The organism is Nocardia spongicola (genome assembly GCF_047200775.1).
Lineage (GTDB): Bacteria > Actinomycetota > Actinomycetes > Mycobacteriales > Mycobacteriaceae > Nocardia.
This window is the reverse complement of sequence record NZ_JBJZOO010000015.1, coordinates 34400-59688: the sequence shown is the minus strand read 5'-3', so window position 1 is coordinate 59688 and position 25289 is coordinate 34400. Positions and strand designations below refer to the sequence as shown.

At 64.1% G+C, this 25289-nt stretch carries 20 protein-coding genes and 1 tRNA gene; 16 read left to right on the top strand and 5 right to left on the bottom strand.

Features of this window, described 5'->3' with window-relative positions; translation table 11 throughout:
* Positions 1–30: 30 nt before the first annotated feature.
* The 5 genes from ACL02S_RS20415 to ACL02S_RS20395 all read left to right on the top strand — a co-directional run bounded on the left by ACL02S_RS20415 (position 31) and on the right by ACL02S_RS20395 (position 5645).
* Positions 31–900 carry a hypothetical protein gene (locus ACL02S_RS20415; RefSeq protein ID WP_412804066.1) on the top strand — a complete coding sequence of 290 codons (870 nt, stop codon included), beginning with the start codon at positions 31–33 and terminating at the stop codon, positions 898–900.
* 67 nt (positions 901–967) lie between these two features.
* Complete coding sequence (locus ACL02S_RS20410; protein WP_412804065.1) at positions 968–2095, top strand: DUF4129 domain-containing protein; 1128 nt, start codon at positions 968–970, stop codon at positions 2093–2095.
* A 67-nt stretch (positions 2096–2162) separates the two neighbouring features.
* Positions 2163–3140 carry an AAA family ATPase gene (locus tag ACL02S_RS20405; protein WP_412804064.1) on the top strand — a complete coding sequence of 326 codons (978 nt, stop codon included), beginning with the start codon at positions 2163–2165 and terminating at the stop codon, positions 3138–3140.
* A gap of 3 nt (positions 3141–3143) precedes the next feature.
* Positions 3144–4439, top strand: coding sequence for a DUF58 domain-containing protein (locus tag ACL02S_RS20400; protein ID WP_412804063.1), 1296 nt, complete (start codon positions 3144–3146; stop codon positions 4437–4439).
* A 216-nt stretch (positions 4440–4655) separates the two neighbouring features.
* Positions 4656–5645, top strand: a complete 990-nt coding sequence (locus ACL02S_RS20395) for an IPT/TIG domain-containing protein (protein WP_412804062.1) — start codon at positions 4656–4658, stop codon at positions 5643–5645.
* 247 nt (positions 5646–5892) lie between these two features.
* Here the strand turns inward: ACL02S_RS20395 and ACL02S_RS20390 are convergent, their stop codons facing one another.
* The gene (locus tag ACL02S_RS20390) at positions 5893–6705 is read right to left on the bottom strand and encodes an RDD family protein (RefSeq protein WP_412804061.1); all 813 of its coding nucleotides are present in this window, start codon (positions 6703–6705) and stop codon (positions 5893–5895) included.
* 44 nt (positions 6706–6749) lie between these two features.
* On the opposite strand from ACL02S_RS20390, the gene ACL02S_RS20385 reads away from it, so the two are divergent.
* Complete coding sequence (locus ACL02S_RS20385; protein ID WP_412804060.1) at positions 6750–7727, top strand: stage II sporulation protein M; 978 nt, start codon at positions 6750–6752, stop codon at positions 7725–7727.
* Positions 7728–8583: 856 nt separating this feature from the next.
* Here ACL02S_RS20385 and ACL02S_RS20380 read toward each other — a convergent pair.
* On the bottom strand, positions 8584–9996 hold the full coding sequence (locus ACL02S_RS20380; RefSeq protein ID WP_412804059.1) for a hypothetical protein: 1413 nt from the start codon (positions 9994–9996) through the stop codon (positions 8584–8586).
* Positions 9997–10036: 40 nt separating this feature from the next.
* Entirely contained in the window at positions 10037–10804 is a 768-nt protein-coding gene (locus tag ACL02S_RS20375) for an SDR family NAD(P)-dependent oxidoreductase (protein ID WP_412804058.1), read from the bottom strand.
* 236 nt (positions 10805–11040) lie between these two features.
* Between ACL02S_RS20375 and ACL02S_RS20370 the strand changes: the two genes are divergently transcribed.
* The 3 genes from ACL02S_RS20370 (at position 11041) to ACL02S_RS20360 (ending at position 14176) form a co-directional block, all read left to right on the top strand.
* Complete coding sequence (locus ACL02S_RS20370; protein WP_412804057.1) at positions 11041–11652, top strand: hypothetical protein; 612 nt, start codon at positions 11041–11043, stop codon at positions 11650–11652.
* 332 nt (positions 11653–11984) lie between these two features.
* Positions 11985–12488 carry a MarR family winged helix-turn-helix transcriptional regulator gene (locus tag ACL02S_RS20365; protein ID WP_412804056.1) on the top strand — a complete coding sequence of 168 codons (504 nt, stop codon included), beginning with the start codon at positions 11985–11987 and terminating at the stop codon, positions 12486–12488.
* The gene (locus tag ACL02S_RS20360) at positions 12485–14176 is read left to right on the top strand and encodes an MDR family MFS transporter (protein WP_412804055.1); all 1692 of its coding nucleotides are present in this window, start codon (positions 12485–12487) and stop codon (positions 14174–14176) included. Before ACL02S_RS20365 ends, ACL02S_RS20360 begins: the two co-directional genes overlap by 4 nt.
* A 193-nt stretch (positions 14177–14369) precedes the next feature.
* Here the strand turns inward: ACL02S_RS20360 and ACL02S_RS20355 are convergent, their stop codons facing one another.
* Positions 14370–14702 (bottom strand): hypothetical protein, encoded by a 333-nt coding sequence (locus ACL02S_RS20355; RefSeq protein WP_412804054.1) that lies wholly within the window; start codon positions 14700–14702, stop codon positions 14370–14372.
* A 156-nt stretch (positions 14703–14858) separates the two neighbouring features.
* Positions 14859–14941: transfer RNA gene (locus tag ACL02S_RS20350), tRNA-Leu, on the bottom strand.
* A 223-nt stretch (positions 14942–15164) separates the two neighbouring features.
* Here ACL02S_RS20350 and ACL02S_RS20345 point away from each other — a divergent pair.
* The 7 genes from ACL02S_RS20345 (at position 15165) to pknB (ending at position 25149) form a co-directional block, all read left to right on the top strand.
* Positions 15165–16562 carry an FHA domain-containing protein gene (locus tag ACL02S_RS20345; protein WP_412804053.1) on the top strand — a complete coding sequence of 466 codons (1398 nt, stop codon included), beginning with the start codon at positions 15165–15167 and terminating at the stop codon, positions 16560–16562.
* 199 nt (positions 16563–16761) lie between these two features.
* On the top strand, positions 16762–17229 hold the full coding sequence (locus tag ACL02S_RS20340; RefSeq protein ID WP_412804052.1) for an FHA domain-containing protein FhaB/FipA: 468 nt from the start codon (positions 16762–16764) through the stop codon (positions 17227–17229).
* Positions 17226–18707: a PP2C family protein-serine/threonine phosphatase gene (locus tag ACL02S_RS20335; protein WP_412804051.1), complete on the top strand. Its 1482-nt coding sequence runs from the start codon at positions 17226–17228 to the stop codon at positions 18705–18707. The genes ACL02S_RS20340 and ACL02S_RS20335 overlap by 4 nt, the downstream gene beginning before the upstream one ends.
* Positions 18707–20191, top strand: coding sequence for an FtsW/RodA/SpoVE family cell cycle protein (locus tag ACL02S_RS20330; RefSeq protein WP_412804050.1), 1485 nt, complete (start codon positions 18707–18709; stop codon positions 20189–20191). Before ACL02S_RS20335 ends, ACL02S_RS20330 begins: the two co-directional genes overlap by 1 nt.
* Positions 20188–21654 (top strand): peptidoglycan D,D-transpeptidase FtsI family protein, encoded by a 1467-nt coding sequence (locus ACL02S_RS20325; RefSeq protein WP_412804049.1) that lies wholly within the window; start codon positions 20188–20190, stop codon positions 21652–21654. The genes ACL02S_RS20330 and ACL02S_RS20325 overlap by 4 nt, the downstream gene beginning before the upstream one ends.
* Before the next feature lie 37 nt (positions 21655–21691).
* Positions 21692–23260 (top strand): serine/threonine-protein kinase, encoded by a 1569-nt coding sequence (locus ACL02S_RS20320; protein ID WP_412804048.1) that lies wholly within the window; start codon positions 21692–21694, stop codon positions 23258–23260.
* Entirely contained in the window at positions 23257–25149 is a 1893-nt protein-coding gene (pknB, locus tag ACL02S_RS20315; protein WP_412804047.1) for a Stk1 family PASTA domain-containing Ser/Thr kinase, read from the top strand. The genes ACL02S_RS20320 and pknB overlap by 4 nt, the downstream gene beginning before the upstream one ends.
* Positions 25150–25289 lie beyond the last annotated feature (140 nt).

The following is a 25289-nucleotide window of genomic DNA, read 5'->3' as shown; positions in this document are numbered from 1 at the left end:
TCCTGCGGCGCTAACGGTTACACTCACCCCGTGCTGCCAGCCGCCGAACCGGCCGGTGCAGTCGGGGCGGGAACAGGTCCGATACCAGTGTCTCCTGGACCGACGGTGCCGATCCGGCCACTGAGTTTCCGTGAATTGCTCGATATGCCATTCGCACTGATCCAAGCGAATATCCGTACCTTGGCCGGATTGAGTCTCAGCGGCCTGCTCACCGCCGAGGCCGTGATCATCGCGGTGACCGCGGGCGTCTCGGGGTTGACCAACGGCTCCGATGCCGGCACCGCCTTGGCGGCGGTCCTTTCGACCGCGGTCTGCGCGTGGTTGCTGCGATTCCTGGTCCGCGGAACCACCGTCGCACTCGGACTCGCCACAGTACGTGGCGCACCGATCAATTGGCGTACCGCACTGGACCAATGCGTCGCGACACTCGGTCCGTTACTGGTGTTCCATATGTGGTTCACCGTCATGGGTATCGGAGTGCTCGCCCTTGGCAGTCTGCTGATCGTGACCCTACTACCGGCCTGGTTCTGGCTCGGTCGGCTACGGGCGCGACGCTGGGTCGCTGTCCCATCGATAGTGACCGAGCAGACCTCATATCGCGAAGGCGTCGAGCGCTCGAAACTGCTTGTCACGGGTGCGGAGTGGCCGACAACGTGGCTATGGCTGGCCCAGCGCGCCCTGTTCGGGCTGCTCGCGGCTCCACTGCTGGCCATCCCGTGGTTCATCTCGGATCTCTCCGGTACCCATCGGTGGCCGGTGATCGCGTTGATCACCGCGGGCGTATTGCTGCTGACAACGTTCAGCGAAGTGGTCGAGTCATCCTCTCGAGTGGTGTGCTACATCGATCGACGATGCCGCAGAGAGGGTTTGGACATCGTCCGACCACAGGAGGCTCGATGAGGCACCATCGCGAAGCACTCCTCGAGCCGACGGGGCGCGGGAGCCCCCGCATTGCGCGGAAGGCTCGATGAGCACTCCACAATTACCGGAGCACGACCCGGATATCGCACTGCCCCACGCCCCTATACGGGTTACGCCGACCGAGAACATCCGCACCCCGAACGACGCGGTACCTGATATCCCCCGGCTCGGCACCGCCGCCGACCATCGATTCGCCGCCGAATCAGCTGCGCAAAGCTCGGATTTCGATAAAGCCCTGCAGGAACGCTTCCGTGCCGTACTGCGCGGGCTCGAACAACGCGGCATGCTGGAAGTCCGGCGCTCACGCACCGCACGGGAGACCGCCGAGGATGCGACCACCGCGCTGCCGCTGGAACGTGCCGCCGAACTACAGCCGGCCGCAGATAGTTTCGACGAGGTTGTCTATGGCGGGCGTCCAGCCACCGAAGACGACTATCGCAGGCTCGAATACGCCGACCAGTTCTCTGCCGACGCTCCACCGCCCGCGCCCGACCTCATCACGGTCGATACGGCGAAGCGAGCGTCACACCAGGGACGCAGACTGCCACCACTGCCGAAACTGTTGCGCAACCCCAAGTTCTGGGCAGCACTCTGCGCGGTGATCGCCACACTGGTGCTGATCTACTTCTCGCTGTATTCCTGCGCTACACCACAGCCGAATCCGCCCCACCTCCCACCACCGGATGTGCCCGACACTCCTGCGCCTGATCCACCCACCGTCCGGCCACGGGAAGACCCTGGCTTCGGGGCGGGTACGGACCCGCTGTGGGAACGCTTGCCCGCACCGGTCTTCTACGGCGGTATACAGTTCCTGATCGCCGCCGGGCTCCTCGTATGGTGGCGGGCCCGTCGGCGGGGGTCCCTGGTACGTGAGCCACGACCGGTCGACATCGCGGCGAATGAACTACTGGCCGGGCAGGCCGCACTGTATCGGCAAGCCAGGGATTACGACCATCTCGCAGGAAAGCTGCGAACAGCCACACTGCGCCGTATCCGCGCTCCACTCGGCCTCACCGCCGATACCCCACCGGACCTGATCGCCGCTGCGATCACCGCGCACACCGGTGCCGACCGAGCAGACGTCGCCGAGGCCCTGTTCGGCCCGGTACCCGACCCGGAAACACTGCGAGTCGTCGCCGCTCAAATGGAATGGATCGAATCGGAGGTCGGATGAGACATCCTCGACCCGGTATTGCCCGGCTGATGGCGCGCTGGCCCGCTCGCGAATTACAGGAGGTCGAATGACCAGCACCGATACCATCCCCATGGCCGAGGAAGCTGCTGCCGCGTTCCACGCCCTGCGCACCGAGATCGGCAAGGCGGTAGTCGGCAACGACAACGCGGTCATGTATCTGGTGCTTGCGCTGCTGTGCCGGGGGCACGTACTGCTGGAAGGTGTACCCGGCGTGGCCAAGACGCTGCTGGTACGGGCGCTGGCCGCGGCACTGGATCTGGAGCAGACCCGGGTGCAGTTCACCCCGGATCTGATGCCTGGCGATGTCACCGGTTCGCAGATCTACGACCCACACTCCGCGGAGTTCACCTTCCGGCACGGTCCGGTATTCACCAATCTGCTGCTGGCTGACGAGATCAACCGCACACCACCGAAGACCCAATCCGCACTCCTGGAATCGATGGAGGAGCGGCAGGTCTCTGTGGATGGGAAGCCGCGGCCGCTGCCGGATCCGTTCGTCGTGATCGCCACGCAGAATCCGATCGAACAGGAAGGCACCTACCCGCTACCGGAGGCGCAGCTGGACCGGTTCCTGTTCAAGGTCGATATCCATCTGCCCGGCCGGGATGACGAATTCCGCATCCTGCAACGTCACGCGGCCGGCTTCGATCCCCGTGATCTGACTGCCGCCGGGTTGCGTCCCGTAGCGGGTGCCGCGCACATCACCGCCGCCCGTGCCGCGATCACAACAGTGCTGATCAACCCGGAGGTGCTGGCCTACATCGTCGATGTGTGCCGGGCCACCCGCACCTCCCCCGCCGTACAACACGGCGCTTCGCCCCGAGGTGCGACCGCATTGCTCGGAGCCTCCCGCGCATTCGCCTGGCTCAACGGACGCGGATTCGTCACACCGGACGATGTGAAGGCCGTCGCGGTCGCCGTGCTACGGCATCGTATGCAATTGCGTCCTGAGGCCGAACTGGATGGTGTGACCGCCGAAGGCGTGCTGTCGGCACTGCTGCTTTCGGTTCCGGTTCCGGTGTAAAGCATGGTCGTCACCGGTCGGCTGGTCGCTGTAGCGGGAGCGGCGGCGCTGTTGGTCACTCTGGTTCTGCCCTCTGCGCTCGGGGTTATCGCGCTGACCTGTGCCATAGCAGCGGCGTTACTCATCGATCTCGGTGCGATGGGCCGGGCGAGGGACCTGACGCTGTCCCGGCAAGCACTTACCGTGGTGCGGCTAGGACGCACCACCGAGGTAGAGCTCAGCGCGGTGAACACCGGCGCAAGGACGCTACACGGAACGCTATGGGACGACTGGCCCGATAGCGCGGGTGCGCAAAACCGCGTACACCGGCTGAATCTCCCACCGGGTAGCCGGGCCGAGTTGCATACCACGCTCACCCCGGCCTATCGCGGCGATCGGATCGCGGGCCAGATCACTGTGCGGCTGATCGGACCGCTCGGACTGGCGGGAAGGCAGAGCAGATACAGCGTGCCCGCCCGGGTACGGGCGCTGCCCGCATTCCGCACCGAACGGCTGCTGCGATCGAAGGTCGGGCAACTACGGCAGCTCGACGGCCGCAATGTGACCAATCTGCGCGGGCAGGGTACCGAATTCGACTCGTTCCGTGAATACGTCGCAGGCGACGATGTGCGCGCCATCGACTGGCGTGCCACCGCCCGTACCACCGATGTCCTGGTGCGCACCTGGCGCCCGGAACGTAACCGGCACATGCTGATGCTGCTGGATACCGGCCGCGGTAGCGCGGGTCGTATCGGCGATGGCACCCGATTGGACGCGAGTATCGAAGCGGCGCTGCTGCTCGGCGGTCTGGCCGCCGCAGCAGGTGATTCGGTGAACCTGCTCGCTTTCGACCGCGAGCTCCGTACCGAGCTCCGCGGAGTCGGCGGAAAAGCCTTCCAGCTGAAGCTGATGCACACGCTGGCGGCGATCACCCCGGCACTCGTCGACACCGATAGTTCCGCCTTGGTTCGGGCGGCCATTCAGCGAACCACGCGCCGCAGCCTGGTGGTCTGGTTCACCAACCTCGACGGTGCCGCCGTGGAGGAGAATCTGCTGCCCGTGCTGCCCGCACTCGCCCGGCGCCATCGAGTACTGATCGTCTCGGTCACCGACGCCGAGGTCGCCACAGCCGCCGCCCGCCGCGGTGAACTCGACGACCTCTACGCCGCTGTCGCTGCCGAATCCGTGCTCGCTGAACGCGCTCTGGTTCAGGAATCCCTGCGCCGCAGTGGGATCAGGGTCGTCACCGCGTCCCAGGAACAGCTACCGGGAGCGTTGGCGGACGAATACCTGGAACTCAAACAGTCCGGCACCCTCTAGCATGCGGCCGGGCCGGACACCGCTTATCACTTTCTACACCGAACCACCCGGTACGGCTTGCCCTCTCGACAAAAATCTGAAAACGGACAAAAACGGACTACTGAATCCCTTGCCTCACAACGACTACCAGGGCATTAATGGAAGTAGCCGGGCCGACAGCCGTCGGGCACCCCCCGGTGACCAGTAATCATCACCGCAGTCAAAGGGTGCAACATCATGCCTACCATCACCGCCATCTTCCCGACCTCGGGTCCACCGTCCGGTGGGAACTTCGTCGTCATCACCGGCACCGATTTCGTCGGTCCGACCACAGTGCGCTTCGGCGGCACCGCGACCACGTTCGTCCAGGACAACCCCGCGCAGATCACCGCTCTCGCACCCCCCGGGTCGGGCACCGTGCTGGTCACCGTGACCAACTCCACCGGAGTCAGCAATGGGGTTCCCTATACCTACGGTGTGCCCGCGGTACCGACCTTGACCGGGCTCGTCCCGACCTCGGGTCCGGAAGCAGGCGGTACCGTCGTCGTGTTGACCGGAACAGGTCTCCTCGGCGCCACCGCGGTCACCTTCGGCGGGACGCCTGCGGCGGCGTTCACCGTGAACTCGGCCACCACGATCACTGCCACCGCTCCCCCTGGAGTCGGCGCGGTCGGGGTTACTGTGACCACCGCGGGCGGGACCAGTAATGCGTTGGCCTACACCTATATCCCCTTGGCGCCGACCCTGGTCTCGGTCACCCCCGCTACGGGCCCGGCGATAGGTGGCAATGCGGTGTCCATCATCGGCACCAACTTCACCGGCGCTACCTCTGTCACCTTCGGTGTCACACCGGCACTGGTGTTCGCCGTTGTCAACGACAGCCTGATCACCGCCACTGTTCCGCCAGGGGCAGGCACGGTCGGGGTTACTGTGACCACCGCGGGCGGGACCAGTAACCCGGTCCTCTACACCTACCTCCCGGCACCATCCGTCGTAGTGATCGGCCCGATCGGTGGTCCCATGGCCGGTGGCACCCCCGTGTTGATCTCCGGCAGCGGCTTCACCGGGGCTACCTCGGTCGCGTTCGGTGCTGCGCCGGCGGCATTCGTCGTCAACTCCGATAGCAGTATCAGCGCGGTCTCACCCCCCAACCCGCCCGGACCCGCAGTGGTCTCCGTCACTACTCCAGGAGGTGTCGGCGGCGGCCCCGTATTCACCTACGTGTAGCTACCACTGGTGCCAACGGGCGCGAGCCGGTGCGGCCGAAACCGCGCCGGTACCGCCCCCGATAGGCCCCGGCCGGTAACTGCGGTAACACCACAGGCGGTGACCGCGCGTCCTCTTGTCGAGGACACGCGGCCACCGCCGTAGTCATACCCGAGGCACAGAGCACCACCCCCAGCACCCACGACCTGCTCCGAACCACCGACACCACATATCACCGAGACCGCGAGCGGAGTCGCACGATCGATGATTACGTCATGGCAAGTGGCGGAACGGTGTTCAGCGATATCTGCGGCGGGAACACCGGGAACAACGGCGGCGGCAACACGCGGCGCTGTCGTTCGGCGATGACCGCGCCGAGAATCTGCAGCGGCGGATAATCGGTCGGCGGCGCGACCCTCAGCCTGCCACATACTTCGGCTACCAGGACAGCGCCGATGTGGTGCTGCGCGGCAGGGGTGAGCGTACTGAACCGCGTCAGATACCGCCGCACCGCCAACGCGAGATCCTCCGGCAACGCGGATAGATCGAGTCGCGCACTCCAGTCGGTCAGCCACGGTGGGGCGATCGCGAGCGCGGGCCGTGGCAACGGTCGTTGCGCGTGCACCACCACAGTGCCTGCGAGCACATCGCCGACCCGCCGGGCATTCGGGGAGCACATCGAGGTGAGCACCGCGATGGCGCCGAATCCACCGAGCATCCAGAAATCGACGATGGCGCCGGCCAGACCACGGGTGAGCGCGTGCTGGAAATTGATCGGGCCACCATCCTGGCGCACCACACACAGCCCGAGTATCAGCTTGCCCAACGTCCGCCCGCGCCAGACAGTCTCGCAGCAGACCGGGTAGCCGACCAGAACGGTCACCATGGCGAACAGCACTGCCGCTTCCAGCCACGCGGTATCCGCGGTCACAGCGGACAGCACCGTGACGATCCCTGACAGAAGGGCCGCGCCGAGCATGCATTGCATCACCACATCGATCAAAAACGCTGCGGCTCTGGTGGGGATACGAGCGATCGACAGCTCCAGGGCTACCGCTTCGCCGGTTGGGAACTCAGCCATCTCGATAGCATTCTTCCGAGCAACGGGAGGGAAAGGCAACCAGAATGGACGTGGATGCATATAGCGTGGCGCACCGCGAAGCGTGGGCCCGGCTCGACTACTTGTCCACACGCAGGAAACTGACCGGCCAGGAGGCCGATGAGCTCGTCCTGCGCTACCGGCGCACGTCCCAGCAACTGGCACGATTGCAGTCGCACAGTCCTGATCCGGAGCTGATCGCAGGGCTGAGTGCACTGCTTGCCCGCGCACGCGGACGCATACTCGGAACGCGTACCGGCACCTCGGCACAGCTCGGGCAGTTCTTCGGTCACCATTTCCCGGCGGCGCTCTACCTGGCGAGAATGTGGTGGGTCGGCGTGGCGACGGCGTTTCTGCTGACTTCGACGGGTTTGGCGATCTGGGTGGACCAGTTCGACTCGGCCCGTGGTGTTCTCGGCATCCCGGCCGACACCGCGTATCTCACCGCACCCGGAGGTGCGTTCGAAACCTACTACTCGGAACATCCCCAGGATGCGTTCGCCGCACAGGTGTGGACGAACAATGCCTGGGTGTCGGCGATTGCCTTGTTCACCGGCGTGCTGGTCCTGCCGGCTGTCTACCTACTGTTCATGAACGCGCTCAATTTCGGCGTCACCGCCGGGCTGATGGCTGATGCGGGACGGCTGGATTCGTTCTTCGGTTTCGTACTGCCCCACGGCACGCTGGAGCTGACCGCGGTATTCGTTGCCGGTGGTGTGGGGCTGCGGCTCGGCTGGACGCTGATCGATCCGGGTCGGCTCAGCCGAATGGACGCGGTGGCCCAGCAAGGACGGGCCGCGGCCACGGTGGCGCTCGGGTTGGTCGGAGTACTGCTCATATGTGGCTTGCTCGAAGGATTCGTGACCCCGAGCTCGCTGCCGACGCCGATCCGTATCGCGATCGGGTTCATCGCCGAGGCGTTGTTCCTGGCTTATGTCTTCGGGACAGGACGCCGCGCGGCACTGGAGAAGTTGCGCGGCAACGTTCCGGCACAGCACAGCTAACGTTCAGCACGGCGCGGCGGCCGGCGACTCGGACAGCGAGTAGCTAAGCCATATCGCGGATAGTTTCCGATACCCCCATTTGAGTTGCGCTGACCGCAGCGAGTCCCGCTCTAGCTGCGGTCAGCGTTACCCTTGACTCTACACAATCGTTACCCATACGCAACCCTCGGCAGCGGCCTCGAACGCACCAAGCAGCGCACCAGCAAACCCCGATACATTCCTCTTCGAATCCCGCACCAGCTAACGCATTGAACGATCGAGCGCCGTATTCCCCAGACGAATCACACCTGTCCGAAAAATCCCCGTCGGCGCCTCGAATCCGCCCCGAAAATGCGACAGGGGGTACAACACGATGCGATAACCATGCCGAGCGATATCGCCTGCTATAACTCACCCCGATGCACCCCTACCTGCATGTTCAGTCACAAAAGAGGACGGTTGCCAGTCATCGGCCCACAGAAAGCTACCACTGGTTTGTTTACAACCAAATAAACAGGATCTATACACGGATCAACTCGATAAAGACGGGGCAGTACCTCGTCGCAATTCCGATCGACCAACCGAGAAATAACTTCCCTCCCAGCCCTTACCGCACCCATCCGGCACCGAGGCCGCAATCGAACGCGAAAGTGTGATCTTCACCTCAATAGACCGACCGAACGGCCGAAACCCCATGAAACAGGCAGTACGTTTCCACGCCCGGCGGCAAGCATGCCGCCGGCCGACCGAGATGTCGTGTGGCGATCCGCAAGACTTCGATACCCGCCAGCGGAACCACGCACTTCGCGCAATAAATTCTCCCGTGATAGTTTTGTGACTTATATCACTCGATGGGGATGCTCATCCCAGGCCCTACTCAGCCGACGCGCAGAATCCCGGTGACCGTGCCTTGGAGGATCCGGCCACTGCGGGTAATCAGCGGCACGGTCTGCAGCGGATCGTGGACGATGGTGCCAGGCAGTGGCACGGACGCGGTGACCGCACCGGTGTCCGGATCCAGAACGGTGAATGCGTGGCCGTCGAAGAGTGTGGTCCGGTCGAGACCGACCCGAGTGACGGTATACAGCGCACCATCGGCGATGGAAAGCCGCGGCACAGCCGCACTACGCACAGTGTTCTGCCACACCGGCCTGCATACGGCGTCGACAACGTCGATCCGTGTCATCCCACCGGTGAACGGTGCGCTCGACGGCACCGCCGGTCCCGAGCCATCGGGCAACGCTGGATAAGGATAGCCATAGGTGCTCGCCACGAACACCGAGCGGCCGATCGCAATCGGCGAATTCTCGCTACCCCTACCACCGGCGGTGAGCACCGGAACCGCACACACCAATCGTCCGGTACCGGAATGGAATACCAGCACCTGTACTCGCTCGTCGGCGTTATCGACGATGACCACATAGTCGGCGCCGGTCTCCGGTCCGAAATAGGTCGGCGTCGAGCCCGTACCCCAGCTGAGCTGTCCCGGCTTACGTGCGGAACCACGGTCATAGGCTGCGCGCCAAAGAATCTCGGGAGTACCGGACGCTCCGGCGCGCAGCTCATACAACGCGTGGGTAGTCGCTACCGCGATCCGCCCGCTCGCAGCCGCCGAAATACTATTCGCCACCTGCTCTCCAGCAGGCAGAGTCACCGCGGTGATCCGCCTGGTCGGTGCGACGAACCCCACTGTTCCCCGGCCGGTCGCGAACCAGATATTGCCCGACCAATCCGGTACCAGCCCGGTCACATTGTCCCCGATGGGGATAACCGCACCGAGGTCTGCGAATTCCTCGCTGATCAGCCGCCAGTGCCCCGCCGAATCACGCTCGTGCCGCACCCGGAGCATGTGGTTTTCCCCATCCACCACCACCAGCCGATCATCGGCATCGAGGTAGGCGTACACCCCGCCGAGCAGACTTCCCTTGACCAACGGTAATACGGCCAATGGAGTCGGCAATGGCCCCGGGGCCGCGGGGTCGAGCAGATACACCGTCGGAATCCGGCCCACGATCGCGGTACACAGCGCGACTACGAGGTTGTCCGACCCTTCCAGGATCGTCGGGCATGCGGAACCCAGCGAATAAACGCCGAGTATCGTTGCGCGCGGCCCCGGCCCGGCGAGCGGGGTGGCATCCGAAGAGCCCGCGTCGCCGTGCATGGTCGCGGTGCCCGCGGGTCCCAGAAAAGGATTGGGCGGCGCGAGCGGCCCCCATGCTGTTGCCGAGGCGGGTACGTCCGGCAGCAGCGCCAGCACGCCAACCGCGAGGATGATCAGCACTCGGCGCATCGCGATCGTCTTTCATTCCTCTTGTCGCGACACCCGCCTGCTACATCAGCGTGCCGCCGTCGACCCGGATCTCGGTGCCGGTCATATAACGTCCTTCGTCCGAGGCCACCATGGCGACTACGCCTGCGATATCCTCCGGAGTGCCGAGCGCCCCTTGATTCAGCCACCCGGTCATCCGGGAGAACAGTTGTGGATCGAACCCTTCTGGCTGATCCAGAATAGATTTCGTGGTGATGCCGCTGGTAATGCCAGCGGGAACGATATTCACCGCGCGCAGCCCCTGTTTGGCGTACTCCAGTGCGATGGCGTGGGTGAAGGCGTTCACACCGCCCTTGGACGCCGCGTACGACGCGAGGTAGGGCGCCGCACTGACGGCCGCGGTCGAGGAAATGTTGACTACCACCCCGCGTCCGGTGTCCAGCAATGCGGGCAACGCGGCCTGGGTCATCAAGAAGGTGCCGGTGAGGTTCACCGCGATCACCTGGTTCCACACCTCGAGCGACATCTCGTGCGTCCGGGCCGGCCGCAGAATACCCGCCGCGTTCACCAGCACGTCCAAGCCGTCGAGGAACTCGAATGCCTGTTCGGTCAGTGCGCGCACCGATTCCTGGTCGGCGATATCCACCTCGATTGTTCGCAGTCTTCCTGCTTCCTCGCCGGCCTTCTCCGCGGTGGCCGCCAATCCCGCGCCGTCGATATCGGCCGCGACCAGCTGCGCCCCCTCGCCGAGCAGTCGCAGGGTGATGCCCTGACCTATGCCGGACCCCGCTCCAGTCACCATCACCCGGCGACCATCAAATCTGCGCATGCCAGAAATTAGAACACGTTATTATTATCCGTCAAGGTATTTTGCCTCCTCATTGCCGAAAAATCCGACCCTGACCTCGCTCTTATGCCAGGCACTTGCGTACCGCATCCCCTAGGCGAACGATTGATTGTGCGGCAGTCACGATCACAGGGTCTACCGTGACATGCCGTCGGCAGACCCTAATGCGTCGGCCTCCGCGAACTATGCGGGGTACCGTCCGGCATGAGGAGAGTTCGATGTTCATCCAAGTTATTCAAGGCAAGGTCGCCGCTCCCGCCCGGCTCCGTCAGCGCATGAATCAATGGGACCAGAAGCTACAACACGGAGCTTTCGGCTACTTGGGAACGACAAGCGGAATGTGCGACGACGGGACGATCATCTCGCTGACCCGATTCGAATCCGAGCAATCGGAACGCCTCAACAGCAAGCGCCCGGAACAAGCCGCCTGGTGGGCGGCGACCGAGAAATGTTTCGACGGCCCGCTCACGGTCATGGACTGCACCACGGTGACGGAGTGGATGGGGGGCAGCTGGTACAAAGCCGGATTCGTCCAGATCATCGAGGGTCACACCCGCGATGCGGTCCGGATGCGTGAATTACTGATGCAAACGGGTGAGCGCGTCCATGAGCTGCGCCCCGAAATTCTGAGCGGCACCTTGGCGATCTACGGCGACGACGGATTCGTGGAGGCGGTGTACTTCACCTCCGAAGCCGAAGCACGCGCGCATGAGAGGGCGAAGGTACCCGACGATCTGCGAGCACTGTTCGAGGAGGAGAGCAGGCTCATGGGCGAGGTCACCTACTTCGACTTGCGCAAACCGACCCTGCTGTCGCCGGGACGGAAGTAGACAATGACAGAAGTCAACGATTCGCCCGGCTCGCACTGGCGATCTTCCTTCCGGCACCCTTCTCCCTGGCAACAGATAGGGCATATATCGACCTTGCGATGATCCGTTGATACCTCGCGAGCCGGCGCCCGCGACAACTGCGATCGGATAGTTGCCGCGGGCTCGCTCGTGTCCGGATCACGACTCGGCAAGTCGCAGCGCCTGCTGAGCAGCCGTATTCAGCACCCTTGGCTTCCGCTGCTCTCGGCGATATAGTTGCTTGAAGTAACTAGTTGGAACATACAACTAATTTCTTCTATGAAATAGTTCCGCGGGCAAAAGATGAAGGGCCTATGGACAGCGACGCTGTGATCGACCTGATCGCCCAGCAATTGGTCCGGCTGAGCCGTATCCGCGAGCGCACCAACGCGAAGATCGCCGCCGCCTCCCACGGCGAGATCGAGGTTGCCGCGTACGGGATCATCTTCCGACTGCTCTGCGACGGGCCGATGCGCTCTGGAGCGCTGGCCGAAGCGCTGTACTCGGACGCTTCCACGATCAGCCGTCAAGTGGCGAGCCTGGTGAAGCGGGGTTTGATCGAACGGCGGGCCGACCCGGATGACGGCAGGGTCAGCGTCCTGGTTGTCACCGACTCGGGGCGGGAATTGGCCGGTCAGCTGCGTCGGCGCCGCAACGAGATGCTGGAGCGCATCCTCGCCGAATGGGACGCCGCGGACCGCGAGCAGTTCGCCACTCAGCTACGCCGATTCGTCGATGACTACGAGACGGCGCGGCCCGGCATCATCACCGCGTTCACCTCGAACCCGGACAGCCCTGCGACGGAGAAACATTCGTGACAACTACAAACTCCGCCGAAGCCGGATCGGACTCCGGCTTCACCCACCGCCAGATCCTGGTGATCATGAGCGGCCTGATGCTCGGCATGCTGTTGGCGGCGCTCGACCAGACCATTGTCTCGACCGCGATTCGTACCATCGCCGACGATCTGCACGGCTACTCCATGCAGGCCTGGGTGACCACTGCCTACCTGATCACTTCGACACTGAGCACGCCGCTGTACGGCAAACTCTCCGATATGTACGGCCGCAGGCCGTTCTACCTGGCTGCCATCTCGATCTTCGTGATCGGCTCATTGTTGTGCTCATTCGCCGGGTCGATGTACCAGCTGGCCGGCTTCCGGGCGCTGCAGGGCCTCGGCGCAGGTGGTCTGATGTCGCTGGCACTGACCATCATGGGCGATATCGTCAGCCCGCGAGAACGGGCGCGCTATCAGGGCTACTTCCTGGCAATGTTCGGGACCTCCAGCGTGATCGGCCCGGTACTCGGCGGCCTGTTCGCCGGTCAGGAAGCGCTGCTCGGTGTCACCGGCTGGCGCTGGGTGTTTCTGGTCAATGTGCCGCTCGGCATGATCGCGCTGTTCGTGGTGACTCGGGTGTTGCACCTGCCGAAGCGGTCCGCGCCTGGCCTTCGTATCGACTGGTGGGGGGTGCTGGCGCTGGTGGTCGGCCTGGTGCCGCTACTGGTGGTCGCCGAACAGGGCCGCGAATGGGGCTGGGGCAGTGCCTACTCGGTGTACTGTTACGCGATCGGCGCGGCGGGTGTGTCGGCTTTCATCGTGATCGAGGCCAAGCTGGGCGATGTCGCGCTGATCCCGCTGCGGATGTTCCGGAACACCACTTTCGCCTTAGGCGTGCTGATTTCCTTCGTTGTCGGCGCGGCCATGTTCGGCGGTATCAGCCTGCTGCCGCAGTACCTGCAGGTGGTGCGCGGGTCGAGTCCGACCATCGCGGGTCTGCAGATGCTGCCCATGGTGTTCGGCATGATGACCGCCTCGATGATCTCGGGCCAGGTCATCTCGCGTACCGGGCGCTACCGGATTTTCCCGCTGATCGGCGCCGTACTGCTGACGACCGGACTGTTCCTGTTGCACTACATTGATGCCGACAGCCGGCTGTGGCTGGTCATGATCTTCATGGCGATCCTCGGTCTCGGTCTCGGCAACCTCATGCAGCCACTGACCCTGGCAATACAGAACGCGATGCCGCCGAAGGACATGGGCGTGTCGACCGCGGCGGCCACCTTCTTCCGGCAGATAGGCGGCACTCTCGGCGTGGCAGTGTTCCTGTCCATCCTGTTCACCCAGCTGACGCCGAACATCAGCACCGAGCTGCGTACCGCGGCGACCCAGCCGGAATACCAGCAGGCAGTCCTAGATGGCCTGCGCTCGCCCAACCCTGCCGATGCGGCACTGTCACGGGGCCTGGTCGTACACGACACCTCGGCGGCGGCCGACGTGCTCGAGGACAGCTCGGTGATCCAGCAGCTGAACCCGACCCTGGCCCAACCGTTCAAGGTCGGCTTCGCTGAGTCGATGTCGACGGTATTCCTGTGGGCGGCAGGCATGACGGTGCTGGCGCTGGTATTGGTGCTGTTCTGGAAAGAGGTGCCGCTACGCAGCACAGGCGGCATCGAGGCGCACTCCGCGACACGGCGGGAACAACCGACGGTGAGCGAGCCGAGCTGACCGGGGGCGGGCGAGATCGCCTGACAATGAAAGGGACAGCACCGGGGTAGCGTTCCGCGGATTCTGCTCGTTGTCCCGGCGCAGGGGATGATTCAAGCGCGCAGCACGGTGACCGCCCGGCCCGCCGGTGTCCGCGCCTCCGCGAAGACGGTGCGCTCGGCGATCGGCACCGCGCCAGGACGGCGATCGAAGATCACCAAGGTGCCGGTGGCCGAGCCGAGCCGAGCCGGATACCCATCCAGCTGTTGCGGATCTGGCTGAGCAGTGACTCTTCCACAGCGGCGATATCGTTACCGAACGACTGCCCTATCTCACACGACACACACAGCGCCAGGTAATGCGCCTCGGCGGTGAGTTCGCGCGCCGACCCGAGCAGCGCTGTGGTCTTACCGCTCTGGCGCGGGGCATGGACGACGAAATAGAACCCGAACTCGAGGTACATCCTGGCGTCGGGCAGCCGCTCCTCGGCAGGCAACATGTAGTGCAGGTCCGGATAACACGGACCGGCCATGTTGAAGTACCTCACCACGACACCTCAACCAGGGTCGGCGCGCCGAAGGCCGGTTATCGCATCAGTGTCCTACCCGAATCGGCGGTCTATCCGACTCGATTCTTGTGGAACATGCCACGAACGCGGGCCACCGGTAAGATGGAAGCTCTTGCCGGTGGCCCGCGTTCGTTGTGGGCGAAGGGGGACTTGAACCCCCACGTCCCGAAGGACACTGGCACCTGAAGCCAGCGCGTCTGCCATTCCGCCACTCGCCCGAGCGACTGGGTGACAGTATCACGCCCTCGCGGCGAATACGAAATCGCCATTTCAAAGCCCTGACCGGAGGTGGGCGACCTGAGAGCTCCGGACCTTCGCCAAGAGTTACAGGTACGGACGATCGTGGATATCATGCAATGAACGTGGTCGATAAACGACACGCCATACACGCGTGCCGTTGTTACGAATCAGAAAAGAGACGCTCACCGAAGGGAGGCCGAGATGGGCATCGTTTCACGGTTCGAGCGTCGCCTACAGGGTGCTATCGGTGACGTGTTCGCCAGAGTGTTCGGCGGCAATGTCGTACCCCAAGAGGTAGAGGCAGCGTTGCAACGCGAGGCCGCCGATCGGGTCCATGACCTCGGCGGCGGCCATCTGCTGGCACCCAACAGTTATGTGATCACGATCAACTCATCGGATCACAAGCAGCTCGACGCCGACCACGACCTCACTACCCGCGCATTCGCCAAACATCTACAGGACTACATCCGAGAGCAAGGCTGGCAGACCTACGGCGAAGTACACGTGGCGTTCGAGGCATCACCTACGCTGCACACCGGACAATTCAGGGCGAGCGGCCGCGTCGATCCCGACATCGGCCATGGAGCCAACGCGGCTCATAGCCCCGAATCACCGCCACAACGACCCGCAAACCCGCAACCAGGAGCTGGCCCCATGACGCAGAACTCAGGCTACGATCCGAGCCGTGAGCCCGCGGAGTCCGATCCACGCAACCGCGGGTACGCTCCACCGCCCGCTGGTCGTGGCGGTCCACATAACGGCGCGTACCGCGACGATTACGGCCACGACGCATACGGTGCGGACCACCAGGCCCCGGATGCACAGCAGGGTTACGGCGACTATCAGAACGGCTACGACTACCCGCAAGGCGGCCAAGGATACGATCAGCCCGGCTACAGCGACCGAGGGTACGGACAGCCGGGATACGGCGATTCCGGCTACGGTAGGCAGGGCTACGGCGGCCAGGGATACGGACAGCCAGGATACGGCGGCCAAGGATACGGACAGCCAGGATACGGCGAGCGGGGCTATGGCGACCGAGGGTACGGACAACCAGGATACGGCGATTCCGGCTACGGCGATTCCGGCTACGGCAGGCAGGGCTACGGCCAGCCCGGATACAACGATCCTGGCTACGGTGACCAGGGCTATAACGACCCTGGCTACGCCGACCAGGACTACGCCGACCAGAACGGCTACGGCCAGGACGACCAGGGTGGCTATGGCCAGGCATACTCACAGCAACCGGGCTACGGCGCCCCACAGAGTTACGGCGGCCAAGGTTACGGCGCCGCACCGCAGGCAGGTTCCGGCTACTCGGCCACCCTTCAGCTCGACGATGGCAGCGGCCGGACTTATCAGCTGCGGGAAGGTAGCAACATCATCGGCCGCGGTCAGGACGCACACTTCCGGCTGCCCGACACCGGTGTCTCACGTAGGCACATCGAGGTGCGCTGGGATGGCCAGACTGCGATGTTGTCCGATCTCGGCTCTACCAATGGCACCCTTGTCAACGGTTCCCCGGTACAGGACTGGCAGCTCGCCGACGGCGATGTCATCCGGGCCGGGCACTCCGAGATCCTGATCCGTATCGTCTGATCCCGTAAGCTCGCGATGCAGGTCACACCACGGCTTTCGCAGGGTTTGTCGGTCGTATCGTGATCGGAGCCGACCGACAGCCCTATTATGCTGCCAACACACGCGCGGCACCGGGGCCGGCGAGGCCAACAGACTGGTGGGGTAAGCCGAACCGCACCTACGGCAGCGACATACACGGTCGAACAGGAGGTGGAGTGCCGTGCAGGGACTTATCCTGCAATTGACCCGTACGGGGTTCCTCCTGCTGTTGTGGTTGTTCGTGTGGGCTGTGCTGCGCACCCTGCGCAGCGACATCTACGCGGCATCCGGCATACGGATTCAGCCCAGGGCCACACGCGGGTCCGCGGTGTTGTCGTCCTTCAGCCGGGGCCAGAAGGGCGCCAGATTTCTTGTGGTGACTCAAGGTTCACTCGCCGGTACCCGTATCCCGCTCGGCACCCAACCGGTGCTGATCGGGCGCGCGGACGATTCAACGCTGGTCCTCGCCGACGATTACGCCTCTACCAGACATGCGCGGCTGTCTCCCCGTGGCGACGATTGGTACGTGGAAGACCTCGGCTCGACGAACGGCACCTACCTCGATCGCGCGAAGGTGACCACTGCCGTCCGGGTGCCACTCGGCACCCCCGTCCGCATCGGTAAAACAGTGATCGAGCTGCGATCGTGACACTTGTTCTCCGCTACGCAGCGCGCAGCGACCGTGGTCTCGTCCGGGACAACAACGAAGACTCCGTGTACGCGGGCGCGCGGCTGCTCGCACTCGCCGACGGTATGGGTGGCCATGCCGCCGGAGAAGTAGCGTCTCAGTTGATGATCGCCGCACTGGCCCATCTCGACGATGATGAACCCGGCGACGATCTACTCGGCAAACTCGACGCGGCCACCCGAGAGGGCAACGCCGCCATCGCCGATCAGGTCGAGGAAGAGCCCCAGCTCGACGGGATGGGCACCACACTCACCGCAATCCTGTTCGCAGGCAAGAAACTCGGCCTCGTACATATCGGCGATTCCCGTGCTTACCTGCTGCGTGGCGGTGAGCTGGCCCAGATCACCAGAGACGACACCTTCGTCCAGTCTTTGGTCGACGAGGGCAGAATCACTCCGGAGCAGGCGCACACGCATCCACAACGTTCGCTGATCATGCGCGCGCTCACCGGTAACGAGATCGAGCCGACGTTGATCATGCGTGAGGCGCGCGCCGGCGACCGCTACCTGCTGTGCTCCGATGGTCTCTCGGACGTGGTCAGCGACGAGACCATCACCAATACGATGCGCGAGGGCAGCACCGACGAATGCGCTGATCGGCTCATCGAACTCGCGCTGCGCAGCGGCGGTCCCGACAATGTGACCGTCGTCGTAGCCGATGTCATCGATCTGGACTACGGCCAGAGTCACCCGATTGTGGCCGGTGCGGCATCCGGCGTCGCCGAGGACACGCCGCCGCCGAATACGGCCGCGGGCCGCGCATCCGCGCTTCGTCCACCGCCCGCCGCACCGCGGCGCGCCACCATAACTCCCGAACCACCGGCCAAGAAATCCCACCGGTTACGGTGGATCGTGCTGCTGCTGGCGCTGATCATCGCGGTCGCCGCTGGGCTCCTCGTCGGCTACAAGACGATTCGTAGTAACTATTACGTCGGAGCCGATAACGGTTCAGTGGTGATCCTGCGCGGATTGCCCGGATCGATCCTCGGCTACTCGATCCATGACGTGAGCCTGGTTGGTTGCGTGACCAGCGCGGGCGAACTCACCCTGGCCGAACCCGGCACGGAACTGCCGCCCTCATGTAAGCCGCTGGAGGTCGCCGACCTGAAACAGACCGGTCGCGAACAAGTGGCCAAGGGATTGCCGCCGAGTTCGCTGGAGAAGGCCAAGGACTCGATGGCATATCTCGCCCAGCAAGAGCTGTTACCGCCGTGCTCGGTCAAGGAATCGGTACCACAACCCGAGGTGGTGGCACCGGCTGCCCCGACGACGCCGGTTCCAACGGATGCCGTGCCCGCGCCTGCTCCTGGCCAGGGTGAAGTCAATGGTTCCGAGATCGAAGCGCCGACACAGCCAGAACCCCCCGCATCTACCGCGCCACCACCGACCACATCGCAGAATCCCCAGATCGCCGGGGAGAACTGCCGGGTGACGGACTGATGTCCGCACCGTCCCCGCCGCCGGCTGGGGCTTTTCCCAGTCCGCCGGGCGGCTTTGCTCCCGCGCCACCGCCGAGTACCAGACGAAATGTCGAGCTGCTGCTGCTGGCCGCGGCAGCGGTGATCACCACCGTCGCGCTCTTTCTGGTCGAAGCCAGCCAGGAACAGTCGATCACCTGGGATATCGCTAAATACGGTCTGGCGTATCTGGCGTTGTTCGCAATCGCGCACGCGGCCGTACGCCGGTTCGCCCCATTCGCCGACCCGCTGTTGCTACCGATCGTGGCGGTGCTCAACGGACTCGGGCTCGTTCTGATCCATCGGCTCGACCTGGCCGATCAGGAGGAAGCCGCCTATAACTCGTGGGCGATTCCGTCTCCGGACGCCACTCAGCAGATCCTGTGGACCTCGCTGGGCATGATCGGTTTCATCGCTGTGCTGATCATCCTGCGTGACTACCGCACATTGGCTCGCTACAGCTACACCCTCGGTCTGATCGGCCTTGTCGCATTGACGATTCCGGCCATCTTGCCCAACAGGTTCTCCGAGACCAATGGCGCGAAGATCTGGATCCGGCTGCCCGGATTCAGCGTCCAACCGGGCGAATTCGCGAAGATCCTGCTGATCATCTTCTTCGCATCGGTGTTGGTCGCCAAGCGCGAGCTGTTCACCACAGCGGGCCGTCGAGTACTCGGCACAGAGCTGCCCCGCGGCCGCGATCTCGGCCCGATCCTGGCGGTCTGGGTCGTATGCATCGGCGTGCTGGTGTTCGAAAAGGATCTCGGCACCTCGCTGCTGATCTTCAGCACCGTATTGGTGATGCTCTACATCGCCACCGAACGGGTGGGCTGGCTGATCATCGGCGGTGCGCTGCTCGCGCTGGGGTTCTTCTTCGCCTACCAGATGTTCGGTCATGTCCGAGTCCGGGTATCGACCTGGTTGCATCCGTTCGACGACTACTACAACACCGGATACCAGATCGGACAATCACTGTTCGGCCTGGCTACCGGTGGTCTCGCGGGAACCGGCTTCGGCAATGGCAGGCCCGATCAGGTGCCCTTCGCCAAAACCGACTTCATCGTCACCACGATCGGCGAGGAACTCGGGCTGATCGGGCTCACCGCGGTCCTGGTTCTGTTCTTGGTGTTCATCGTCCGTGGCCTGCGTACCGCACTCGCGGTACGTGACAGTTTCGGCAAGCTGCTCGCGGCGGGCCTGTCGTTCACGCTCGCGATCCAGCTGTTCGTCGTGGTCGGCGGCGTCACCAAGTTGATTCCGCTCACCGGTCTGACCACACCGTTCATTTCCTACGGTGGATCCTCGCTGCTGGCCAACTACGCATTGCTCGCGGTACTGATCAAAATTTCCGACGCCGCCCGCGCGCCCGCGCCGGTGCGGAAGAAGGAACCTGCGCCGATCTCCGACGCGCAGACCGAACTACTGCGCCGCGATGCGACACGACCGGAAGCGGGTTCCGCGACATGAACACTCCACTGCGCCGAGTAGCGGTCGCCGTCATGGTGATGATCGCCGCACTGCTGGCGAATATCACGTACGTCCAGGTGTTCAAGGCCGATGACTACCGCAACGACCCACGCAACAATCGGGTGCTGCTGGATGAGTACTCCAGGCAACGCGGACAGATCTCGGCAGGCGGCACCGTGCTGGCCAGCTCTGTCGCGACCGATGACCGCTATAAGTATCTGCGCACCTACCCGACCGATCCCGAAGCGTACGCACCTGTTACAGGTTTCTATTCGATGCAATACGGCAGCACCGGATTGGAGGGAACCGAGGACGCCGTGCTCAACGGCTCGGACAGCCAACTGTTCGGCAGCCACCTCATCGATCTGATCTCCGGCAGGGATCCACGCGGCGGCAATGTGCTCACCACGCTCGATCCCATCATGCAGCAGATCGCCTATGAACAGATGACCAGCAAGGGATATACCGGCTCGGTCGTGGCGATCGAACCGAGCACCGGCAAGATTCTCACTATGGTGTCGACACCGAGTTACGACCCGAATCTGCTGTCCGGCCACGACGGCGCACGCGTCACCCAGTCATGGAAGACGCTGGACACCGATCCTCGCCAGCCGATGCTCAACCGCGCTATCTCGGCGACCTACCCACCCGGCTCCACGTTCAAGGTCGTGGTCACGGCCGCTGCGCTGGCCAATGGCATCGCCACACCCGACGACCAGTTCACCGCCGCACCGAACATCACCCTGCCCGGTACCACGACCACGCTGGAGAACTACGACGGTTCCACCTGCGGACCCGAGCCGACCGCTTCGCTCTACGAGGCGTTCCGGCGGTCGTGCAATACCGCGTTCGCCGAACTCGGCATCGAGGTGGGCGCCGCGAATCTCGAGGACGAAGCGGCCGCGTTCGGCATCGATGAACAGCAGTACATCCCGATGGAAGCGAAGAGTGGCACCGTCGGCACGATCCCCGATGATGCCGCGCTGGCCCAGAGCAGTATCGGGCAGCGCGATGTGGCGTTGACCCCGCTGGACAACGCGGTCATCGCGGCGACCATCGCCAACGGCGGTGTCCGGATGAAGCCGTACCTGGTAGATCAGCTGCAGGGCCCGGACTTGAGCGAACTTTCCAAGACCAAGCCGGTCTCTGTCGGGCAGGCCGTCAGTGCGGAGGTAGCGTCAACCCTGACCGACCTGATGATCGCGTCGGAGAACAACACCACTGGAGGCGGTCGGTCCCCTTATCAGATCGCTTCCAAAACCGGCACAGCGGAGCATGGAACCGATCCGCGTAACACGCCGCCACACGCGTGGTACATAGCGTTCGCTCCCGCGCAGAACCCGAAGATCGCCATCGCGGTGATCGTGGAGGACGGTGGGGACCGGGCGCTTGCCGCAACCGGCGGCTCGGTGGCCGCGCCAGTAGCGCGCGCGGTCCTCGACGCGGGTCTTCGAAGGGGCTGAACGATATGGATGGGCGAGTGAAGGTGCGGGTATCTCGATGCTGAACAACGGTGCCACGATCGCCGAGCGGTACCGGCTGCAGCGACTGATCGCGACCGGCGGCATGGGCCAGGTCTGGGAAGCCCTTGACACCAGGCTCGACCGCAGGGTCGCGGTCAAGGTGCTCAAGTCGGAGTTCTCGGCCGACCCGACGTTCCGGCAGCGGTTCCGCACCGAGGCGAAGACCACCGCACAGCTGAATCACCCCGGTATCGCCGGTATCTACGACTACGGCGAGACCACCGACCCACAGGGCAGTGAAACCGCCTATCTGGTTATGGAGCTGGTCCAAGGCGAACCGCTGAACGCTGTACTCAGCAGGCTCGGCAGGCTATCGGTGGCCCAGGGCCTGGACATGCTGGAGCAGACCGGGCGCGCGCTCGATGTGGCGCACCGCGTCGGCGTAGTGCATCGTGACGTGAAACCGGGCAATATCCTGGTCACACCAACCGGCCAAGTGAAGATCACCGACTTCGGCATCGCCAAGGCAGTGGATGCCTCCCCGGTGACCAAGACCGGCATGGTGATGGGCACCGCCCAGTACATCGCACCCGAACAAGCAGTCGGTGAAGACGCCACCGCGGCAAGCGACGTCTATTCGCTCGGTGTGGTCGGATACGAGGCGCTCGCCGGGCAACGCCCCTTCACCGGAGACGGTGCGATCACTGTGGCGATGAAGCATGTCCGCGACACCCCGCCCCCGATGCCATCGGATCTCCCCGGCAACGTACGTGAGCTGATCGAGATCACGATGGAGAAAGATCCGGCACGGCGCTACGCCCGCGGCGGTGAGTTCGCCGACGCGGTCGCCGCGGTGCGGGCAGGCCGCCGCCCACCGCCACCGCAAAGCGCCGGGCACGCCGCACCCCCGCTCAGCGCTTCTCGAGTAGCGCCACCGAGCCCTACCGCCGTAATACCCTCCACAGCAACAGACTTCGACGATGCCGCGACGAACTTCCGGACCCAGGTGGCCGGAGCGTCGCATCGTGCCGGTGCGGCCGAGACGCAAGCCACGATGCTGAACCAGAGCACAGGACATCAACCACCAGGAGACGGCGCCCGGTTCACCCCGACGCAGAAGTGGTTGGCCGGGCTCGGTGCCGGTACCGTGCTGCTCGCCGCGGCCGCGGTCTTCCTGGTGTTCGGCGGTGACCCCCAGCCGAGTTCGACACCGTCGCCGACGCCGACGGCCCCGGCCACCCAGTCGAGCCAGAAGCCTGCCCCATCGGTGGTCACTACGACCACCCCCCAGTTCGTACCACCACCCCCTCCTCCGCCGCCGGTTGAGACAACCATCCCGGCACCGACCAGCACTGAACCACCGGCAACCACCACGGCGCCGACAACAACGCCACTACCTACCACCACACCGTCGACGACCACGGCACCGACCACAACCCCTACGGCTACCACCACAGCACTGAGCACCACGAATCCCCCGCCGACCACCCGGTTGAACCGGACCCTTGTGCCCACTATCGACATGACACTCCCGGAGATTCCCAGCGCCAGAGGACTCTCGGTGACCGACAGCGCATCCAATACTTCTTCGCAAGGACAACCATGACAACCCCGAAGAACCTCTCCTCTCGCTACGAGCTGGGCGAGATCATCGGGTTCGGTGGCATGTCCGAGGTGCACAAGGCACGCGACCTGCGGTTGAGCCGAGACGTGGCGATCAAGGTGCTGCGCGCGGACTTGGCGCGCGATCCCACGTTCTACCTCCGGTTCAAACGTGAGGCGCAGAACGCCGCCGCGCTCAACCATCCGGCGATCGTCGCGGTGTACGACACCGGCGAGGCCGAGATGGACGGCGGCCCGCTGCCCTACATCGTGATGGAATACGTGGACGGCGACACGCTGCGCGATATCGTGCGCGGCAAGGGTCCGCTGCCGCCGCGGCGCGCGATGGAGATCATCGCCGATGTCTGTGCCGCGCTGGACTTCAGCCATAAAGCCGGAATCGTGCATCGCGATATGAAGCCGGCCAACATCATGCTCAACCGGGTCGGCGCGGTGAAGGTCATGGACTTCGGTATCGCCCGCGCGATTGCCGACAGCTCCAACCCGATGACACAGACCGCGGCGGTCATCGGCACCGCTCAGTATCTTTCGCCGGAACAGGCCCGTGGCGAAACAGTCGATGCCCGCTCGGACGTCTATTCCGTCGGCTGCGTGCTGTTCGAAATTCTCACCGGTGAGCCGCCGTTCACCGGTGATTCACCGATCGCCGTCGCCTACCAGCATGTCCGAGAGGATCCTCGGCTCCCCTCGCATGTCCACTCCGGGGTACCGCGCGAACTGGATTCGGTCGTACTCAAAGCGATGAGCAAGAATCCGGCCAACCGATACCAGAGTGCGGCCGAGATGCGTGCCGATCTGATCCGGGTTCTCGGTGGACAGAAGCCGAGCGCCCCGATGGTGCTGACCGATGAGGATCGCACCACCATCCTCGGTCCCACTCAGCATGATCCGCACAGCCACCACACCATCGAGCGGGACGACGATACCGCCGAGCAAGATCCGGCCGAGCCGAGCACTCCGAGTCGTATCGGGTACATCGCGCTCGGCGTTGTCGCGGCGATAGCCGTGGTGCTCGGCTTGTTCTGGGTACTGGTAGGCCCGGGAAGCGAACCAGAGCAAGTAGCCGTACCCGACCTGGCGAACAAGTCCTCCCAGCAGGCCCAGGAAACTCTGCAGGAGCTCGGATTCACCGTGTCGATCCAACAGCAGGCCGACAACAAGGTCGCGACCGGCAATGTGATCACCACGCGGCCACTTGGTGGTTCGCGCATCGATAAAGGCAGCACCGTCACCGTCCAGGTCTCCTCAGGACCAGCCCAGGTACAGGTGCCGAAACTCGATGGCCTGAACCAGCAGGAGGCCGAGCAGAAGCTCAACTCCATAGGACTGCAGATGGATCCGAACGCGGAGCGCAAACCATCCAGCACTCAGGACACCGATAAAGTGATCGGCACCAATCCCACGGCAGGCTCCCGAGTCGATGTGGGCCGAACCATTACGGTCATTATCGGTGCGGGTCCCGAGAAGGTGCGGGTCCCGAATGTGGTCGGCCAGTCGATCGATATCGCGCAACCGAATATCGAGGGAGCCAACTTCGAGGTTCAGATCCAGGAAGTCGACTCATCCCGGCCGAAGGGCGAAGTGCTCGGTACCAAACCGGCAGGTGGTTCGACAGCCGATAAGGGATCGACCGTGATCATTCAGGTCTCCGCGGGCAATCAGATCACCATGCCGGAGATCAGGGGGCTGACCCCCGCACAAGCGGTGGACAAGCTGCGACAGAACGGATGGAACGGCAGCACCTCACAGATCAGCCAATACACGGTGTTCGATCCGGGCAATGTGGGTCGCGTCGTTGCTCAGCAACCACAAGCGGGCTCTGCCGTCGACAAGAACGCCGATATCGCCATCACGATCGGTACGCTCACCTGACGCTCCGGAGTGTCTGCGCGGCACCGGACGAGATACCGATTCGATAGCAACCGAATCAGGCGAACCACTATCGGGCCGGTGCGGTCGGCGGGAGAATTTCCTTGCTCCCGATGAATGCGGGCCAACTGACTGATGACCAA

Bases quoted from the DNA above. Each gene is read 5' to 3' on its own strand.
- ACL02S_RS20325 (WP_412804049.1), top strand. From the start codon at position 20,188: ATGAACACTCCACTGCGCCGAGTAGCGGTCGCCGTCATGGTGATGATC.
- ACL02S_RS20410 (WP_412804065.1), top strand. From the start codon at position 968: ATGAGCACTCCACAATTACCGGAGCACGACCCGGATATCGCACTGCCC.
- ACL02S_RS20380 (WP_412804059.1), bottom strand. From the start codon at position 9,996: ATGCGCCGAGTGCTGATCATCCTCGCGGTTGGCGTGCTGGCGCTGCTG.
- ACL02S_RS20370 (WP_412804057.1), top strand. From the start codon at position 11,041: ATGTTCATCCAAGTTATTCAAGGCAAGGTCGCCGCTCCCGCCCGGCTC.
- ACL02S_RS20405 (WP_412804064.1), top strand. From the start codon at position 2,163: ATGACCAGCACCGATACCATCCCCATGGCCGAGGAAGCTGCTGCCGCG.
- ACL02S_RS20345 (WP_412804053.1), top strand. From the start codon at position 15,165: ATGGGCATCGTTTCACGGTTCGAGCGTCGCCTACAGGGTGCTATCGGT.
- ACL02S_RS20320 (WP_412804048.1), top strand. From the start codon at position 21,692: ATGCTGAACAACGGTGCCACGATCGCCGAGCGGTACCGGCTGCAGCGA.
- ACL02S_RS20400 (WP_412804063.1), top strand. From the start codon at position 3,144: ATGGTCGTCACCGGTCGGCTGGTCGCTGTAGCGGGAGCGGCGGCGCTG.
- ACL02S_RS20385 (WP_412804060.1), top strand. From the start codon at position 6,750: ATGGACGTGGATGCATATAGCGTGGCGCACCGCGAAGCGTGGGCCCGG.
- ACL02S_RS20365 (WP_412804056.1), top strand. From the start codon at position 11,985: ATGGACAGCGACGCTGTGATCGACCTGATCGCCCAGCAATTGGTCCGG.
- ACL02S_RS20390 (WP_412804061.1), bottom strand. From the start codon at position 6,705: ATGGCTGAGTTCCCAACCGGCGAAGCGGTAGCCCTGGAGCTGTCGATC.
- ACL02S_RS20330 (WP_412804050.1), top strand. From the start codon at position 18,707: ATGTCCGCACCGTCCCCGCCGCCGGCTGGGGCTTTTCCCAGTCCGCCG.
- ACL02S_RS20395 (WP_412804062.1), top strand. From the start codon at position 4,656: ATGCCTACCATCACCGCCATCTTCCCGACCTCGGGTCCACCGTCCGGT.
- ACL02S_RS20375 (WP_412804058.1), bottom strand. From the start codon at position 10,804: ATGCGCAGATTTGATGGTCGCCGGGTGATGGTGACTGGAGCGGGGTCC.
- pknB (WP_412804047.1), top strand. From the start codon at position 23,257: ATGACAACCCCGAAGAACCTCTCCTCTCGCTACGAGCTGGGCGAGATC.